General features: G+C 62.6%; 17 protein-coding genes. 15 read left to right on the forward strand and 2 right to left on the reverse strand.

Annotated elements, in window-relative coordinates; all coding sequences use genetic code 11:
- Positions 1-27 precede the first annotated feature (27 nt).
- From ABFC66_RS07500 to ABFC66_RS07570, 15 genes are all read left to right on the forward strand, one after another.
- Positions 28-402 (forward strand): response regulator, encoded by a 375-nt coding sequence (locus ABFC66_RS07500; RefSeq protein ID WP_346740328.1) that lies wholly within the window; start codon positions 28-30, stop codon positions 400-402.
- Between the two features lie 171 nt (positions 403-573).
- Positions 574-2,229 carry a cytochrome-c oxidase, cbb3-type subunit I gene (gene ccoN, locus ABFC66_RS07505; RefSeq protein WP_346740909.1) on the forward strand — a complete coding sequence of 552 codons (1,656 nt, stop codon included), beginning with the start codon at positions 574-576 and terminating at the stop codon, positions 2,227-2,229.
- Positions 2,230-2,240: 11 nt separating this feature from the next.
- On the forward strand, positions 2,241-2,969 hold the full coding sequence (gene ccoO, locus ABFC66_RS07510; RefSeq protein WP_346740329.1) for a cytochrome-c oxidase, cbb3-type subunit II: 729 nt from the start codon (positions 2,241-2,243) through the stop codon (positions 2,967-2,969).
- An 8-nt stretch (positions 2,970-2,977) separates the two neighbouring features.
- Positions 2,978-3,145, forward strand: a complete 168-nt coding sequence (locus tag ABFC66_RS07515) for a cbb3-type cytochrome c oxidase subunit 3 (protein WP_346740330.1) — start codon at positions 2,978-2,980, stop codon at positions 3,143-3,145.
- A complete protein-coding gene (gene ccoP / locus ABFC66_RS07520) occupies positions 3,142-4,026 on the forward strand; it encodes a cytochrome-c oxidase, cbb3-type subunit III (RefSeq protein ID WP_346740331.1) in 885 nt (294 codons plus the stop codon). Before ABFC66_RS07515 ends, ccoP begins: the two co-directional genes overlap by 4 nt.
- A 36-nt stretch (positions 4,027-4,062) precedes the next feature.
- Positions 4,063-5,589: a cytochrome c oxidase accessory protein CcoG gene (ccoG, locus tag ABFC66_RS07525; RefSeq protein ID WP_346740332.1), complete on the forward strand. Its 1,527-nt coding sequence runs from the start codon at positions 4,063-4,065 to the stop codon at positions 5,587-5,589.
- Entirely contained in the window at positions 5,586-6,116 is a 531-nt protein-coding gene (locus tag ABFC66_RS07530) for a FixH family protein (protein ID WP_346740333.1), read from the forward strand. The genes ccoG and ABFC66_RS07530 overlap by 4 nt, the downstream gene beginning before the upstream one ends.
- Positions 6,117-6,140: 24 nt before the next feature.
- Complete coding sequence (locus ABFC66_RS07535) at positions 6,141-8,375, forward strand: heavy metal translocating P-type ATPase (protein ID WP_346740334.1); 2,235 nt, start codon at positions 6,141-6,143, stop codon at positions 8,373-8,375.
- Positions 8,372-8,527 carry a cbb3-type cytochrome oxidase assembly protein CcoS gene (gene ccoS, locus ABFC66_RS07540; RefSeq protein ID WP_346740335.1) on the forward strand — a complete coding sequence of 52 codons (156 nt, stop codon included), beginning with the start codon at positions 8,372-8,374 and terminating at the stop codon, positions 8,525-8,527. The genes ABFC66_RS07535 and ccoS overlap by 4 nt, the downstream gene beginning before the upstream one ends.
- A 296-nt stretch (positions 8,528-8,823) precedes the next feature.
- Positions 8,824-9,750: a MotA/TolQ/ExbB proton channel family protein gene (locus ABFC66_RS07545; protein ID WP_346740336.1), complete on the forward strand. Its 927-nt coding sequence runs from the start codon at positions 8,824-8,826 to the stop codon at positions 9,748-9,750.
- Between the two features lie 33 nt (positions 9,751-9,783).
- Positions 9,784-10,215, forward strand: a complete 432-nt coding sequence (locus ABFC66_RS07550; protein ID WP_346740337.1) for a biopolymer transporter ExbD — start codon at positions 9,784-9,786, stop codon at positions 10,213-10,215.
- Between the two features lie 12 nt (positions 10,216-10,227).
- Positions 10,228-10,647, forward strand: a complete 420-nt coding sequence (locus ABFC66_RS07555; RefSeq protein WP_346740338.1) for a biopolymer transporter ExbD — start codon at positions 10,228-10,230, stop codon at positions 10,645-10,647.
- A 129-nt stretch (positions 10,648-10,776) separates the two neighbouring features.
- Positions 10,777-12,636 carry an alpha/beta fold hydrolase gene (locus ABFC66_RS07560; protein WP_346740339.1) on the forward strand — a complete coding sequence of 620 codons (1,860 nt, stop codon included), beginning with the start codon at positions 10,777-10,779 and terminating at the stop codon, positions 12,634-12,636.
- A 125-nt stretch (positions 12,637-12,761) separates the two neighbouring features.
- Positions 12,762-14,678: an alkyl sulfatase dimerization domain-containing protein gene (locus tag ABFC66_RS07565; RefSeq protein ID WP_346740340.1), complete on the forward strand. Its 1,917-nt coding sequence runs from the start codon at positions 12,762-12,764 to the stop codon at positions 14,676-14,678.
- Positions 14,679-14,695: 17 nt separating this feature from the next.
- Positions 14,696-15,724 (forward strand): NADP-dependent oxidoreductase, encoded by a 1,029-nt coding sequence (locus tag ABFC66_RS07570; protein ID WP_346740341.1) that lies wholly within the window; start codon positions 14,696-14,698, stop codon positions 15,722-15,724.
- A 6-nt stretch (positions 15,725-15,730) separates the two neighbouring features.
- Here ABFC66_RS07570 and ABFC66_RS07575 read toward each other — a convergent pair whose 3' ends face one another.
- Positions 15,731-16,912 carry a PAS domain S-box protein gene (locus ABFC66_RS07575; RefSeq protein WP_346740342.1) on the reverse strand — a complete coding sequence of 394 codons (1,182 nt, stop codon included), beginning with the start codon at positions 16,910-16,912 and terminating at the stop codon, positions 15,731-15,733.
- A gap of 61 nt (positions 16,913-16,973) precedes the next feature.
- Positions 16,974-18,080: a ferritin-like domain-containing protein gene (locus ABFC66_RS07580; protein ID WP_346740343.1), complete on the reverse strand. Its 1,107-nt coding sequence runs from the start codon at positions 18,078-18,080 to the stop codon at positions 16,974-16,976.
- Between the last annotated feature and the right edge of the window lie 73 nt (positions 18,081-18,153).

Raw genomic sequence — 18,153 nt, forward strand, 5'->3', positions numbered from 1 at the left:
CCGAATATCGCTCTGGAGGCGGCTGTCATGGCCAGTTCCGGGCGTGCGGTCTGTGTCGTCGACGACGACGAGGCTGTGCGCGATTCAATGCGTGTCCTGCTCGAGTCCCACGGTCTTACCGTGAGGGATTACGGCTCGGCGCGCGCCTTTCTCGCGGAGGTGCCGGGGGATGGCTGCCTGCTGCTCGACCTGCATATGCCGGAAATGAACGGTCTCGAGCTTCTCGAAAAGCTGCGGGCCGAGCGGGTGGACATTCCGACCATCATCATGACCGGCCGGAGCGATGCCGGATTGCGCGCCCGGGCCCAGAGGGCGGGGGTCATCGCCTTCCTCGACAAGCCCGCCGACGAGGACAAGCTCATCGACTCGATCGAGCACGCGCTGGCCGCCCGAGGCGCCTGAAAAGCCGCGCATTTCGGCCACTGCGGCAATCTCGCGCAGCGGCGAAACACCCTACGTACATTTCCTGATTTCGCCTTAAAAGAGCCCACGGCATGGTGAATGCCACAGGCAACAGAAGGAGATCGTCAAATGGCGGTTTCAGGCGGGGCGGGCGGTCGTCTCCACGGAACAATGACCACGTCGTCTTACTTGACGGCGATCGTGCTGGTGGCGGGGGCGCTTTACAGCCTCGTCGTCGCGGCAAAGGCTTATGATGTACCGATGGCGGTCCATGCGTGGATTTTCACGCTGGCCTTCGTCGCGGGCGTCCTGGCGATCGGGAATCGCCATTTCAATGCCCTGAAGGCGCTTCCCGGCGCCGATGACGGCAAGGGTTATAACGATACCGTCATCAAATATGGCGTGGTCGCGACGCTCTTCTGGGGCATCGCCGGCATGCTGGCGGGTTTCTACATCGCCAGCGAACTGGCCTTCCCGGCCCTCAATCTCGACTTCGCCTATATCAGCTTCGGCCGGCTCCGCCCCGTGCATACGTCGGGCGTGATCTTCGCCATGGGCGGCAACGCGCTGATCGCGACCTCGTTCTATGTCGTGCAGCGGACCTGCCGCACTCGCCTTGCCGGCGATATCGCCCCCTGGTTCGTCTTCTGGGGCTACAACCTCTTCATCGTCATCGCGGCGACCGGCTACCTGATGGGTGTGACGGAGGGCCGCGAATATGCCGAGCCCGAGTGGTACACCGACATCTGGCTCACCATCGTCTGGGTGACCTACCTCCTCGTCTTCCTCGGAACGCTGATGAAGCGCAAGGAGCCGCATATCTATGTGGCGAACTGGTTCTACCTGTCGTTCATCGTCACGATCGCGATGCTTCACCTCGGCAACAACCTGACGGTGCCGGTCTCGATCTTCTCGAGCAAGAGCTTCAGCGCCTTCTCGGGCGTGCAGGACGCGCTGATCCAGTGGTGGTATGGCCACAATGCGGTCGGCTTCTTCCTGACGGCGGGCTTCCTCGGCATGATGTACTACTTCGTGCCGAAGCGCGCCGGTCGTCCGGTCTACTCGTACCGGCTTTCGATCATTCACTTCTGGGCGCTCATCTTCCTCTACATCTGGGCTGGCCCGCACCATCTGCACTACACGGCTCTGCCTGACTGGGCGCAGACGCTCGGCATGACCTTCTCGATCATGCTGTGGATGCCCAGCTGGGGCGGCATGATCAACGGCCTGATGACGCTTTCGGGCGCCTGGGACAAGCTGCGCACCGACCCGGTGATCCGCATGCTCGTCGTGTCGGTCGCCTTCTACGGCATGTCGACCTTCGAAGGTCCGCTCATGTCGATCAAGGCGGTGAACTCGCTCTCGCACTACACCGACTGGACCATCGGCCACGTGCATTCGGGCGCCATGGGCTGGGTCGGCTTCGTCACCTTCGGCGCCGTCTACTGCCTCGTTCCCTGGCTGTGGAAGCGCGAACGGCTCTACTCGATCGCGCTTGTGAGCTGGCACTTCTGGATCTCGACCATGGGCATCGTGCTCTACATCACCGCGATGTGGGTGTCGGGCATCCTTCAGGGTCTGATGTGGCGTGCCTATGACGCGCAGGGCTTCCTCGAATATTCCTTCGTGGAAACCGTCGCGGCGATGCACCCCTTCTACATCATCCGCGCTCTGGGTGGCCTCCTCTATCTCGCTGGCACGCTCATCATGGTCTACAACTGCTGGCGGACAATTCGGGGCGACGTGCGTTCGGGCGAACCTATCGTCGCCAACGCACCTGCCAACGCCCACGGTCCCGTCGGCGCGCTTGCGCAGCCGGCTGAGTGAAGGAGAGGCACATGTCCAGATTTTCGCATGAAGTCATCGAGAAGAACTCGATCCTGCTTCTCATCCTCTCGCTCATCGCGGTGTCGATCGGCGGTATCGTCGAGATCATCCCGACCTTCCTCATCAAGACCACGGTCGAGGACGTGAAGGGAGTGCGGCCTTATAGCCCACTCGAACTCGCGGGACGCAACATCTATATCCGCGAAGGCTGCTACCTCTGCCACAGCCAGATGATCCGTTCGCTTCGTTCGGAAGTGGAGCGCTACGGTCATTACTCTCTGGCGGCCGAAAGCATGTACGACCACCCCTTCCAGTGGGGTTCGAAGCGCAACGGGCCGGATATCGCCCGTATCGGCGGCAAGTATTCGGACGAGTGGCATCGTCTGCATATGGCCAACCCGCGCCAGGTCGTGCCGGAGTCCGTGATGCCTGGCTATCCGTATCTGGCAAAGACGCCCCTCGATTACACGCATATCGCCGACGACATGAAGGCGCTGCGCGTGACGGGTGTTCCCTATACGGATGAAGAGATTGCCAATGCGAAGGCCGATCTCGAGGCGCAGGTCAATCCGGATGGCGATACTTCCGGTATCCAGGGGCGTTATCCCAAGGCTGTCATCCGCAACTTCGATGGCAACCCGCAGATGGTCAGCGAACTCGATGCACTGGTGGCCTATCTCCAGATGCTCGGAACGCTGGTCGACTTCAATGCCTTCGACAGCGCCGACTTCAAGCAGTGAGCACAGCCATGACACATCAGGAAATATCGGCTCTCGCCGGAACCTGGGGACTGGTGCTTTTCTGCGTCGTGTTCCTCATTGCCGTCGGCTATGCGCTTTGGCCGTCGAACAGGAAGACCTTTGAGCATCTGGCCCGCTTGCCGCTCAATGACGATCATGAAGGGGGCGCGCAATGAGCACGCAAAAGCATACGGACGAAGTCTCCGGCGTCGAGACAACCGGACATGAGTGGGATGGCATCAGGGAGCTGAACAATCCGCTGCCCAAGTGGTGGATCTACACCTTCTATGTCTGCATCCTCTGGTCGCTCGCCTATTGGGTCGTCTTCCCCGCCTGGCCCTATTTCACGGGCGGCGGCTGGAAGCACACGGCAGGTTCCTTCGGCTATACGCAGCGCGGCGAAGTTTCCACCGAACTGCAGAAGGTGGCCGAGGGGCGCGCCGTGTTCCTGAAGCAGATCGAGGCCATGCCCATCGAGGATATCGCGAAAAACGAGAACCTCATGGAAGTGGCGCTTGCCGGCGGCAGGGCTACCTTCGCCGACAACTGCGCTCCGTGCCATGGCTCGGGCGCGGCGGGCGGCAACGGCTTCCCCAACCTGAACGACGACGACTGGCTCTGGGGCGGCACGCTGTCCGACATCCAGACCACGTTGACGCACGGCATTCGCTGGGAGGCTGACGCTGACACCCGTCAGAACATGATGCCTCGTTTCCTCGATGACAGCATGTTGAAGGCCGATCAGGTCAACGACGTTGCCGAGTATGTGCTGTCGCTGAACAATAAGGCCGACGACGCCGCGGCGGCGAAGCGCGGTGCGGAAGTCTTTGCGGCGAACTGCGTTGCCTGCCATGGCGCAGACGCCAAGGGCAACCAGCAGCTCGGTGCACCGAACCTGACCGACGCGATCTGGCTCTATGGCGGCGACAAGGCCACCATCGTGCAGACCGTTTCCCATGGTCGCAACGGCGTGATGCCGGCCTGGGGCACTCGCCTGTCCGGTTCGACCATCAAGGAACTTGCGCTTTACGTCCATTCGCTGGGCGGAGGCAAATAATCGGCGCGCGTTACGCGCCGAAGGAGTGAGTGAGTTATGACGGAACCCGCCGTAAATCTCGAAAACCTGGTGGCGGAGGCTGTGAATACAGCCTCCGCCGTTTCCTCTGCACGGCTGAACGACGACAGCGCGGTCGCCGTCAACTCGCAGGCGAACCGGCCCCTTTACCAGAGCCGCATCAAGGTTCATCCGAAAGTCGTCCACGGCACGTTCCGTCGTGTCAAATGGCTGGTGATGGCGATCACCCTGTCCATCTACTATGTGACGCCGTTCATCCGCTGGAACCGTGGGCCGGGAATGCCCGATCAGGCGGTCCTGCTCGACTTTCCGGCGCGGCGCTTCTATTTCTTCTTTCTCGAGATCTGGCCGCAGGAATTCTATTACGTCACCGGCCTGTTGATCCTCGCCGCGCTCGGGCTGTTCCTTGCGACGAGCGTCGCCGGCCGTGTCTGGTGCGGATATACCTGCCCGCAGACGGTCTGGACCGATCTATTCGTATTTGTCGAACGTCTCTTCGAAGGCGATCGCTCCGCTCGCATCAGGCTCGACAAGGAAGGCTGGAGCGTCGGCAAGTTTGCGCGCAAGGCGGGCAAGCATGCGGTCTGGCTACTCATTGCGATCCTTACCGGCGGCGCCTGGGTTTTCTATTTCGCCGACGCGCCGACGCTGGCCATGCAGATGGTCACGTTCTCCGCGCCGATGACCGCCTATATCTTCGTCGGCCTTTTCACCGCAACGACCTATACGCTGGGCGGCATCGCCCGCGAGCAGGTCTGCATTTACATGTGCCCCTGGCCACGCATTCAGGGCGCGATGTTCGACGAGGAGTCGCTCCTCGTCAGCTACAAGGACGATCGGGGCGAAAAGCGCGGTCCGCACAAGAAGGGCACGAGTTGGGAGGGGCGCGGCGATTGCATCGATTGCGGTCAGTGCGTGGCTGCCTGCCCTGTGGGCATCGACATTCGTGACGGCATGCAGCTCGAGTGCATTCAGTGCGCCCTCTGCATCGATGCCTGCAACGAAATCATGGACAAGGTCGAACGCCCGCGCGGTCTGATCGGCTATGACACGCTCGGCAATCAGGAACGCCGCAAGGCCGGTAAGCCGCCGCGCTTTCGGATCGTTCGTCCGCGTACGATCGTCTATGCGGTGGCCTTGCTGCTCGTATCGGCGATCATGGTCGTTGCGCTGGCCAGCCGCGAGACGCTTCAGCTCAACATTCTGCGCGACCGCAATCCGTTGTTCGTGACCTTGTCCGACGGAAGCGTTCGGAACGGCTACGGCATCAAGATCATCAACAAGGATACGGTGGCGCATACCATCCATGTCTCGATCGATGGATTGGAAGGAGCCCGCCTTGCGGGCATTTCCGCCGACGATGTCAATCCGACCGAGATCGAAATGAGCGCTGACGCGCTGAAGAATGTGCGCTTCTACGTGAGCTTGCCGAAGGACCGGGTGTCCGAGCTTGACGGCGGATATGCGAAGCTCAATTTCGTCGTGACTGACGAAACGGGACGGCGCACCGTCAAGGAAACCACTTTCAGGGGACCGGACCAATGAGCATCGAAGATACGGATTACCATCCAACCGAGCGCTTCGGAAAGATTACCGGTCGGCGTTTCCTGATCTTCATGATCCTCAGTTTCGGCGTGATCACGGGAGTGAACGGCATCTTCATCTACGAAGCCTTGTCGACTTTCGACGGCATCGAGGCCGACGACGCCTATCAGCGCGGCCGCGCCTACAATAAGGACCTTGCCGCGATGGAGGCCCAGAAGGCGCTGGGCTGGAAGGCGGAGGTGTCCCGGCCGGTGAGCGCGGCAGATGGCGCAACGCATCTTTCGGCGCGCTTCGTGGACAAGCAGGGCGCGCCGCTGGTCGGCCTCAAGGTCAACGCGACCTTTTTCCGTCCGGTCATGGTCGGCGCGGACAGGACCGAACTCATGCGCGAGACGGCGCCCGGCCAATATGAGGCCGATTTCAAGCTCGCCTATGACGGCAACTGGCTTATCCGGCTTGCGGCGCTTGGCCCCAAGGGCGAAAAATTCGCCCAGGAAACCCGCGCCCTTGTGAAGCCGGCCCATTAGACGCTTCATGACCCAGGGGTCTTTATGAGCGACGCCGCAAGAGAGACAAGCGCAACGGCACAGGCCCCGTCGGTCGCGAGGGCCGATCCCGGCCTCTTCGTCCGGATGGATGCCGGCAGCCGTGAGGCCAAGCTCGATCTCGTCGTGCAATCGATGCACTGCGCCGGATGCATGCGCCGCATCGAGCGGGCGCTTGGCGAATTGGATGGCGTTTCCTTCGCGCGGGCCAATCTGTCGACGAAGCGTGTCGCGGTGAAGTGGGATCCGTCGCGGCTGAAGCCTGCCGCGATCGTCGAAAAACTCGCTTCCATCGGCTTCGAGGCGGTGCCCTTCGATCCCAAGCTCATCGGTGCGCTGGACCAGGATGAAGGCCGCAAGCTGCTGCGCGCCATGGGCGTCGCGGGCTTCGCGGCGGCCAACGTCATGCTGTTGTCGGTCTCCGTCTGGGCGGGCCTCGTCAGTGACATGGAGCCCGCGACGCGGGCGCTCTTCTACTGGATATCCGCGCTCATCGCTCTGCCGGCCATCGCCTATTCCGCGCAGCCTTTCTATCGGTCCGCCCTCGCGGCCTTGCGCAACCGGCAGATGAACATGGATGTGCCGATCTCGCTTGCGGTGACGCTGGCGACCGGCATGAGCCTCGTGCAGACCATCGTGAATGCCGAGCATGTCTATTTCGATGCCAGCATCACGCTCCTCTTTTTCCTGCTGATCGGCCGCTACCTCGACGTTCAGGCCCGCAACCGCGCCTGTGAAGCCGCGCAGAACCTGCTCGGCCTTCGCGCCGTTGCGGCCACGGTGGTCGATGCGGACGGGTCGCAGCGTTCGGTTCCCGTCGAGGCGCTTGAGCCGGGCATGGTGGTCGCGGTTGCGGCAGGTGCGCGCGTGCCTGCCGACGGCATAGTCGCCGGCGGCATCAGCGACATCGATACGAGCCTCGTCACGGGCGAAAGCCTGCCTGAGCTGGTGCGGCCCGGCGCGCATGTCTTTGCCGGCACGCTTAATATCACCGCTCCCATGCAGGTGACGGTTACGGCGCGTGACGAGCATTCGCTGCTGGCCGAGATTGTGCGTCTCATGGAGGCGGCGGAGCAGGGGCGGTCCGCCTATGTGCGGATCGCGGATCGGGCCGCCCGCATCTACGCGCCTTCCGTTCACGTTCTCGCGCTTTCCACCGTGCTCTTCTGGCTTGCCATGGGCTCGGGTTTCGTCGTCGCGATCACAAATGCGATTGCGGTGCTGATCGTAACCTGCCCCTGCGCGTTGGGGCTCGCCGTGCCGGTGGTGCAGGTGGTTGCGACCGGGAGGCTCCTCAAGCACGGCATTCTGCTCAAGGCGGCCGATGGTCTGGAGCGTCTGTCTGAAGTGGATACGATCGTTTTCGACAAGACGGGCACGCTGACGCTGGGCCGCCCGCACCTCATCGACGAAGGCGTGTCGGCGACGGATCTCTCGGTGGGTGCGGCGCTCGCACGATCCAGCCGCCATCCGCTTTCCCGCGCCCTTGTCGAAAGCGCCGGCGCGAAGCCGCTTCCGGTTCTCTCCGACATCCATGAGGAGCCGGGGCAGGGCCTCGAAGGGCGCCTTGGCGACGAGATTGTCCGTCTGGGCAGCCGCGAATGGGTCGGCGCGTCGGAGTTCGGCGCCGCGGCACATGGCGGTCCGGAACTCTGGCTGCGGCGAGGAACGGCGCGGCCGGTCTGCTTCCGTTTCGTGGACCAGCTTCGTCCCGACGCTGCTGAGACCATTCTGGCCCTCAAGGCTCTGGGCTTTTCGATCGAGCTTCTGTCTGGCGACCGCGAACCCGCGGCCCGTGCCGCCGCCGAGGCGCTCGGTATCGCAGTATGGCGCGCGGGCGCGCGGCCTGATGCCAAGATCGCACGTCTCAAGGAGCTCGCGGGCGAGGGGCACAAGGTGCTGATGGTCGGCGATGGCCTCAACGATGCGCCTGCCCTTCGGGTTGCGCATGTCTCCATGTCGCCCGCGGACGCCTCCGACATCAGTCAGACTGCGGCGGATTTCATCTTCCAGGGTGCCAAGCTCGGGGCCGTGGTTGAGGCGATTGAGGTTGCGCGAAAGTCGCGGCGTCTCGTTTTCGAGAACTTCGCGCTGGCGCTCGCTTACAATGCCGTGGCAATTCCGCTCGCCTTCGCCGGCTTCGTGACGCCGCTCATTGCGGCTGTGGCGATGTCCACTTCATCGATCACGGTCACGCTGAATTCTCTGCGCCTCGGGCGGCTTCGGAAGGCAAGCGAATGAATATCCTCGTCTATCTGATGCCTGCGGCCCTGTTCCTTGGCTTTCTCGGCCTGCTCGGCTTCCTTTGGTCGCTCAAGTCGTCGCAATATGACGATCTCGACGGCGCTGCGGAGCGCATCCTCTATGATGACGAGGATTTACCGGGTAACTGACGTGGAAAAGGCCCTTTAGCCTCCGCGGTTCTGTGCCCCGTCATCGGGGTTGTTGCCCTCCATTCCCGTGCTCCGGACCCTCTTGCGGCGGCCTTGCTGAGGCCGCCTGCGACTTTCTGCATTGACGATTTTAGTTATCAAGGGCGAAATGGCGCGCCGGTACGTGCCTGCGCGATTTGCGGGCGCGAACAAAATAGAAAATATGGCAGGGTGTCCCGCAAAGCGGCGCCCAGGGAGGGGCCGGCTGCCGGAATTGATCCGGGCCGGGAAGGTCTAACAAATGTTCGGAGTTTCCGATGATGAATGGATGTGCGACACGCGACGCGGATGAGCTGCGCTCCGGCAGGGGGCTTCGATCTGTGGCGCTGCTTTCGGCGACCGCACTTGTTGCGCTGAGTTTCGCGCTTTCGAGCCCGCTGCGCGCGGAGACGGCTGCTCCGGCCGCGCCCGCGACGGCGGCGGCTCCGTCCGTCACGCCCGCTGCGACCCCGGCCCCGAACACGCCCCCGGCGGCCCCCGAAGCGGCCCCGGTGGCAGGAGGCCCACTCGCCGAACAGCCCGCCGAGCCGGTCGCCAATCCCTACGGCCTCGCCGCGCTCTGGGCACAGGGCGATCTCGTGGCGAAAGTGACGCTGCTCATACTGGCGCTCATGTCGATGGGTAGCTGGTACATCCTCTTCACCAAGCTCTGGGAGCAGCGCGGTCTCTTCGCGCAGGCCCGTGCCGCGCAGAAGAGCTTCGCGAAGTCCGCCAGCCTCAAGGAGGCGACGGATGGATTGGCCAGGAATTCGGCCTTCCGTGCCGTAGCGGAGCAGGGGATCGCAGCCGCGGAGCAGCATGGGCGCGGGCTTGCCGCGCAGGTGAGCCTCATCGACTGGACCACAGCGGCGCTCAACCGCGGCATCGAGACCGTGGCGGCAGGGCTTCAGGGTGGACTCGCGTTCCTTGCAACCGTCGGCTCGACAGCGCCTTTCATCGGCCTTTTCGGCACCGTCTGGGGCATCTATCACGCGCTGATCCAGATCGGCCTTGCCGGACAGGCCTCGATCGACAAGGTCGCCGGACCTGTCGGCGAGGCGCTCATCATGACGGCCATCGGCCTCGCGGTCGCCGTGCCGGCAGTGCTTGGCTACAACTGGCTCGTTCGCCGCAACAAGGCCGCGCTCGATCAGATGCGGCGCTTCGCGACGGAAGTCGAGACTCGTCTGCTGACCAGGGCCTGAGGCCGGTGCGGATGCGGCTGGAGCACTGACGACATGGCGATGAATATCGGTACTGGCGGAGACGAGGACGAGGTCATCTCGACCATCAACACGACGCCGTTGGTGGACGTGATGCTCGTCCTGCTCATCATCTTCCTCATCACGATTCCGGTCGCGATCCAGACTGTACCGGTCGATCTGCCCAAGGCGTCGAACGTTGCGACCCAGACAAAGCCCGAGAATGTCGTCGTGGCGGTGGATCGCGAAGGCGCGGTCTACTGGAACGCCGAAAAAATGGCCGACAATGCGGCGCTGCTGGCCAAGATCAGGGAAGCGGCGCAGAAGACGCCGCAGCCCGAAATCCATGTGCGCGGCGACAAGGATGCCCGCTTCGAATTCATCGGCAAGGTCATTGTCGACTGTCAGCGCGGCGGTATCGAGAAGGTCGCGTTCATCACCGAGCCCGACCGCGGCGTGGCGCAATAGGAGCCCGGAACAATGGCCATGAACATCGGAGGCGGCAAGGACGACGAGCCGATGATGGAGATCAACACGACGCCGTTGATCGACGTGATGCTCGTGCTCCTGGTGATGCTCATCATCACCATTCCGATCCAGACTCATGCGGTGAAACTCGACATGCCGCGCAATGTGCAGACGCCGCCGCAGGAGCCGAAGGTCGTCGATCTCGAACTCGATTTCGACGGCACCGTTCTCTGGAATGGCGTCGCCGTGCCGGACAGCGCCAGGCTCGACCAGTATCTCAGGTCCGCGGCAGCCGAGACGCCTCAGCCGGAAATACACCTCAAGCCCAACCGGCTGGTGAAATACGACCATGTGGCCCGCGTGCTGGCGGCCGCGCAGAGAGCCGGCGTCACCCGCATCGGCTTCGTCGGCAATGAGCAGTATATGGACTGAGCGGCCCTGGCTGCCGGAGGAGGCTTGCGGCTTTTCGGCCAGACAACCCCTTGTTCATTGAAACATCATGCATAGGATGTGGAATGGGGGGAGTTTCGTGCCGGATTTTCCGGCGCCCAAGGAGGCTCCATGGCGCAAGGCTCGGCACGTCCCGCCCGCAAACGGCCCGCTCTCAAGGCGTCGAAGCGCAATCCGCGAAAACATCTGGATGACGCGCCGGCTGCGGCCAAGGCTTCGCCTTCGCACCGCCCCGCGCCCGATCCACGAGCCCCGCATCATCCCAATTGGCCGAGCATCGACCGGCTTTTGCGCGCGACGGTGGCGCAATCGACGCTCGGCATGTCGCCCGCCAGTGCCGGCCTCGCCGCTCTCGACTGGGCGCTGCATCTCGGCAGCTCGCCGGGCAAGCAGCAGGAACTCGTCACCAAGGCCGTGACCAAATCCGCGCGGCTCGCCGCCCATGCCGCGCAGAGCATGGGCGGCAAGAAGACGGAAGCCTGCATCGAGCCTCTGCCGCAGGATCACCGTTTCGACGATCCGGCCTGGAGCAAGCCGCCTTTCGACTCTCTCTATCAGGGGTTTCTGCTGACGCAGCAATGGTGGCATGTCGCGACCACCGGCGTGCGCGGCGTCGACCGGCATCATGAGAACGTGGTGTCGTTCATGGCGCGTCAGATGCTCGACATGATGTCTCCGTCGAACAACGTGCTGACCAATCCGGTGGTTTTGCAGAAGACAATCGAGACCGGCGGACAGAACCTGCTGCAGGGCGCGATGAATATGGCGGACGACCTGCAGCGCGGCCTCAGGGGGCAAGGGCCTGCGGGCGCCGAAGCGTTCCTGCCGGGAGAGTCGGTGGCGGTTACGCCCGGTGAGGTGATCTTTCGCAACAGGCTGATCGAACTCATTCAATACCGCCCGACGACCGAAACGGTGAATGCCGAGCCGATCCTCATCGTGCCCGCCTGGATCATGAAGTATTACATCCTTGATCTGTCGCCGCAGAATTCGCTGGTCAAGTATCTGGTCGATCGCGGCCATACCGTCTTCATGATCTCGTGGAAAAATCCGGACGCCGAAGATCGCGATCTCGGCATGGACGATTATCTGAAGCTCGGCATTCTCGATGCGATAGACGCAGTCCGCGCCGTGGTGCCGGACCGGCAGATCAATGCCGTCGGCTATTGCCTCGGCGGCACGCTGCTTTCCATTGCGGCTGCATGGCTCGCGCGCGAGGGCGACGGACCGCTCAACACGGTTACGCTATTCGCGGCCCAGACGGATTTCACGGAAGCGGGCGAGCTTCTTCTCTTCGTCGACGAGAGCCAGCTCGCGCTTCTCGAAGATCTCATGTGGGACAAGGGCTTTCTCGACACCAAGCAGATGGCCGGTGCCTTCCAGATGCTGCGTTCGCGCGATCTTGTCTGGTCGCGCGCCGTGCAGGAATATCTGATGGGCGAGCGTGCGCCGATGAACGACCTGATGGCCTGGAATGCGGATGCGACGCGGATGCCCTATCGCATGCACAGCGAATATCTGCGCCGTCTCTTCCTCGACAATGAGCTTTTCGAAGGCCGCTTCACGGCGCTCGGCGTGCCGGTGGCGTTGACGGATATCCGCGCGCCAATCTTCGCCGTTGCGACGGAAACCGATCACGTCGCTCCCTGGCGTTCCGTCTACAAGATCAATCTGATTGCCGATACGGACGTGACGTTCGTGCTGACGAGCGGAGGGCACAATGCAGGGATCGTCAGCGAACCCGGCCATCCGCATCGGCGTTATCGTCTGGCGCATCGTAACGCGACGGACAAGCATGTGGATCCGGAGCGCTGGACGGAGGTGACGCCGACAAGCGAGGGGTCATGGTGGCCGGCATGGGTCGAATGGCTGGATGCGCATGGCGGTGGGCAGGTCCCGCCTCCAGCCATGGGTGCCGCCGGCTATCCGCCCCTTGAGCCCGCGCCCGGCACCTACGTGAAACAGCCCTGAAGGCCGCTCCCGAAAATGTGAGCTTCGGGAAGGCGCATCGCGCAATAACTATTACGCTTTCAGCCTCCCTCGTTTTACTCTCCCGCCAAGAGCCGCAAAGGCGCGAGTGCTGCAAGGGAGGGATCATGGACAAGCCGCAAGCAAACGCCCCGAAAGAGGCAAGCGAGGCGACCTGCCGCGCGCATGGGCAGTTGCATGGCCACCTGCCGAAGGAGACGGGCGAAGATTTCGAACTCGCCCGGCGCGGCTTCATCGCGACAATCCCCGATGCGAAGTCGCTGAACGAGGCGGGCTTTCCCGTCTGGGACATGTCGACGTTTTCCTTCATCAAGGAAGGAAGTCCCGCGCCCGCGACGGTCAATCCGAGCCTTTGGAGGCAGGCGCAGCTCAATTCGATCCATGGCCTCTTCAAGGTTACGGACGGCATTTATCAGGTCCGCAATTTCGATCTCTCGAATATCACCTTCATCGAAGGCAAGACGGGCATCATCGTCATCGATCCGCTGATCTCGTCTGAAACGGCGCGGACGTCGCTCGCGCTATATCGCGAGCATCGCGGAGAGCGGCCCGTCGTCGCGGTGATCTACACCCATTCCCATGTCGATCATTATGGCGGCGTCAAAGGCGTTCTGAGCGATGAGGACATCGCGCGCGGCGACATTCGCATCATTGCGCCGGAAGGGTTTCTCGAAGAGGCAGTGAGCGAGAACGTGCTCGCGGGCAATGCCATGGGCCGCCGCGCGACCTACATGTATGGCGCGCTTCTGCCGCGCGGACCGAAGGGTCATGTCGATGCGGGCCTCGGCAAGACGGTATCTCTCGGTCAGGTGAGCCTCGTGCCGCCGAATGAAATCATCACCCGCACCGGCGAGACGCTGAATGTCGACGGGGTCGAGATCGTTTTTCAGCTGACGCCGGACAGCGAAGCGCCCGCGGAGATGAACTTCTTCTTCCCGCAGATGAAGGCGCTCTGCATGGCGGAGAACTGCTCCTGCCATATGCACAATCTCTACACCCCTCGCGGGGCGCAGGTGCGGGATGCGAAGTCGTGGAGCCGCTACATCGACGAGGCGATCGACATTTTCGGCGGCAAGACGGAAGTGCTTTTCGCAAGCCATCACTGGCCGCGTTGGGGCCGTGATGTCGCCGTCGCTTTCCTCGAAAAGCAGCGCGACATGTACAAGTATGTGCACGATCAGACGCTGCGTCTCGCGAACCACGGACTGACGCCGATAGAGATTGCGGAAGAAATCGCGCTGCCGCCGACGCTCGCCGCCGAGTGGTACACACGCAGCTATTACGGCACGATCAATCACAATGCGAAGGCCGTCTATCAGCGTTATCTCGGCTGGTTCGACGGCAACCCGGCGCATCTCCATCCGCTGCCGCCGGTCGAGGCGGCAAAGCGCTATGTCGAATTCATGGGCGGGCCGACCGCTTTGTTGCGGAAGGCGCGCGAGTGCTTCGACAAGGGCGAATATCGCTGGGTCGCTGAAGTCGTGAACCATCTCGTCTTCTCCGATCCCGCGAACGCCGATGCCCGGAACCTGCAGGCCGATGCGCTTGAGCAGCTCGGCTATCAGGCGGAGTCGGGTCCGTGGCGCGCCTTCTATCTCACGGCCGCAATGGAGCTTCGAAATCCGCGGCCCGCATCGCCCACGCCGCGACCGGGCGCTGCGGGGCAGGTGCGGACATTGCCCGTCGAGCGGATTCTCGACTCGCTGTCCGTGCGTCTCAATGGACCGAAGGCGGGCGCGCGCGGCTTTGCCTTCAATCTCGGTTTCACCGATACGGGCGAGACATTTCTGCTCAGCGTGGAAAACGCCGTTCTGCATCATCGCCGCAACCGCATCGATCCGAAGGCCGATGCAAGCATCAAGCTCGCGCGCACCGGGCTTGCCGAGATCGTGCTGCGCGAAAAGACGCTTGGCGATCTCGTCGCGGCCAAGGCCGCGACCGTCGAGGGCAACGGAGAGGCGTTCGACGAGTTCGTCGATCTCCTCGATGTCTTCGACTTCTGGTTTGAAATCGTAATGCCATGAGGCAGGGAGAATAAAAAATGAAGAACGACGTCAATCGCCAGTTCAGGCTGAAGGCACGGCCGCAGGGGCGCATCAAGAAATCGGATTTCGATCTCGTCGAAGCGCCGATCCCGGAGCCCGGCCCCGGCCAGGCACTGGTCCGCAATGTCTATCTGAGCCTCGATCCGACGAACCGCATCTGGATGAGCGACATGGACCAGTACATGCCGCCGGTCGAGCTCGGCGCCGTCATGCGCGGCGGCGGCATTGGTATTGTCGTGAAGTCGAATTCATCCGCCTACAAGGTTGGTGATCAGGTGACGGGTCTCGTCGGCTGGCAGGACTACACCATCGCGGGCGAGACACCGGAGACGGCCATGGGCGTCATTCCGAAAGGCCTGCCCGTGCCCTTGACCGCCATGATGGGTGCTTGCGGCATGACGGGGCTCACGGCCTATTTCGGCCTGCTTGAACTCGGCCAGCCCAAGGCTGGCGAAACGGTCGTCGTCTCCGCGGCGGCGGGCGCGGTCGGCTCGGTCGTCGGCCAGATCGCGAAGATCAAGGGCTGCCGCGCAGTCGGCATTGCGGGCGGCAAGGAGAAGTGCCGCCACCTCGTCGAGGATCTCGGCTTCGACGCGGCGGTGGACTACAAGGCGGCCGATTGGAAAGAACGCCTCATCGAGGCGACACCGGACGGCATTGACGTCAATTTCGAGAATGTCGGCGGCGAGATCATGGAAGCCGTCATGGCGCGCATGAATCTATTCAGCCGCATGCCGCTCTGCGGAATGATCTCCGGCTACAATACCGACCAGCCGATGCGCGCCGACTTCTCACCCATCCTGATGCGCCGCATCACTGTGCGCGGCTTCATCGTCATCGACTTCATGTCGAAATATGCCGAAGGCTCCATGCAGCTCGCGCAATGGGTTGCCGAAGGCAAGATCAGGCATCGCGAGACCATCGTCGATGGGCTCGAGGAAGCGCCGGTCGCCGTCAACAAGCTCTTCGACGGCGAGAATATCGGCAAGCTGATCGTGAAGATCGCCGATCCGGCAAGTGTCTGATCGTGCTCAGAAGGCCTGCCCGGTAACGTCGCGGCCTTCGGGAACGATGTAGATCACCTTTCCGCTCTCGTCCTTCACGGGCACGAGCGAAAGGTCGATCTTGTGCAACTCGCCGTCCTTGCGGACTTCGACGGTGTAGCGCACCGTTTCGCCATTCGCGGCGGCGGCGATTGCAGCCTTGAGGCGCTGGCGCGCGAAATCGTCCGTCGCGAATTCGCCGCCAGCCCAAGGCAGTTCCCAGAGTGGAAGCCCTTCAAGGCTGGTGAGGCCTTCGGTGAGAGCGCGGCCGGCGCGGTTCATTTCGAGTACCGTGCCGTCCGGGCTCAAAAGGCCGATCGCCTCGAAAGCATGATCGAAAACGGCGCGGAAGCGACGCTCGCTTTCCCGGAGACGCGCTTGTGCGGCCTTGCGCTCGGTGATGTCGCGCAGATGCGCGGTATAGGTCAGGTGTCCGCCGACGGACACCTTGGTAATTGTCGCTTCAACCGGGAATTCCTCGCCGTTCTTGCGCAGGCCGACAACCTCGCCACGCTGGCTCATGAGCTGCGACGCAACCTTGCCCACGCCGAAGCCGTGGACCTGACCGGAGTGTAGCGTCCGGTAGCGTTCCGGCAGCAGCATGTCGAGCGGCTTGCCCAGAACCTCTTCCGCCCGGTAGCCGAAGATTTCCTCGGCTTTCAGATTGAAGAAGGTGATCTTCTGGTCCTCGTCGATGGAGACGATGCCGTCCTCCGCAATCATCAGGATGCGCGATGCCTTCAGATGCGCCTCCTTGAAGGCGGCCTGTTCCTCGCGCCGCGCCGTGTTGTCGCGCACGGTAATGAGAAAGCGTCGCTCGCCATTGAGTGTTGTTTCCGAGACACGGACATCGACGGGCATCTCGTGACCCGCCTTTGTGGTGCCGATGAGATCGAGGAAACGCGATTGTGTGTGTTCCGGCTCCGCCGCCCACCTCGTGAGCCATTTCAGCGGATCGGCATGGCGGCGCGAATTGCGCGGCACAAGCATGGTGACGTTGTTACCGACAACTTCGGAGGCGGCAAAGCCGAAAAGCCTTTCGGCGGCAGGATTGAAATAGGTAATCAGACCTTCCGGCGTCGCGACGACCACCGCTTCCGGCAGGCCCTCCACGATGGCGCGGAAAATCTCGGCCTTCCTTGCATCTCCGACTGCGCTGCTGCTCGTCATCTTTGTCGTCCCGTCGAAAATATCCCGCCCCGGCATCGTGCCGGGGCGGGCCGCATGTCGCTTATTCCGCCGCGGCGGCTTCGCCGGTCGGGTGGCCGCCTTCCATGGCGTTGAGAACGCGCGGGTCGTCGAAGACCGGAATGCCGGCTTCCTCGTACTTCTTCAGCACGGTCGGCGTGAGCAATCCGACGCGGGCGATGGCGGGCATCATCAGATCCTTCAAGGCGTGCACCTGCCCCGGGGGGAGCGTCTGGGCAATGCCTTCGTCGGCCGCCTCGGCGAGGCCCTTGAAGAAGTCCTCGGCGTCGATGCCGCTGTTCTGCAGCACTTCCATGAAGCCCGGATCGACCTTGTTCGCGATCGTGCCTGCCGTCTGCGCCTGAACGAGGATGTTCACGGCGTTGAAGGCGAATTCGGCAAGATCCTCCACATCGTCCGGATGCAGCGTCTTGATGACCGGTCCAAGGAAGACGTGACCAAAGGACACGTGCCGCGACTCGTCGCGCATCACATTGAAGGTGAGCTGCTTGAGCAGCGGGCAGGTCGTCGAGCGGTACATGTTGTTGAAGGCGCCGAGGGCGAGTCCTTCGACGATCATGTTCATGCCGATCATGACCTTCTCATAGCGATCCGACTGAAGCGTCGCATCGATGAGCGCCTTGAGCCAGGGCGACATGGGATAGACCATGGCGATCTTGTCGCAATATTTCGAATAGACCTCGACGTGGCGGGCCTCGTCCATGGTCTGGGTCGCGGCATAGAGCTTCGCACCAGCGTCGGGCACCGAATGGGTGACGCAGGCCGCCGTCATCAGCGCGCCCTGTTCGCCGTGCAGGAACTGCGACAGGAGCTGCGCCGTCGAATGCGCGGTGAAGGTTTCCTGCTGCGATTTCGACAGCTTCTTGAAGAAAGACATCTTGTGGTAGATGTCCTGCTCATTGTTGATGAGCGGCTTCGAGGGATCGACTGGCGTGTCCCAGGGAAGGATGTCGTCGGAATCCCACTGGTTCTGCTTCGCGCGCTTGTAGAGATCGGCGACCTTCTCCTCGCCGAACTCGTATGCGAAGTGCCATGCGATATCCATCGGGTGACGATAGATGTCGTCCGGCGTCATGCTGACCTTCCAATCGCCCTTCTGGACGATCTTCGCCTGTGCCTTACCGTTCATAGACCTTCCTCCGTCATAAGGCCGCTTGTTGTTTTTGTCGGCGGCCGGTGAAGCTTCGCGGGCGCGAACGCCC

Source organism: Parvibaculum sp. (genome assembly GCF_039680535.1).
Lineage (GTDB): Bacteria > Pseudomonadota > Alphaproteobacteria > Parvibaculales > Parvibaculaceae > Parvibaculum.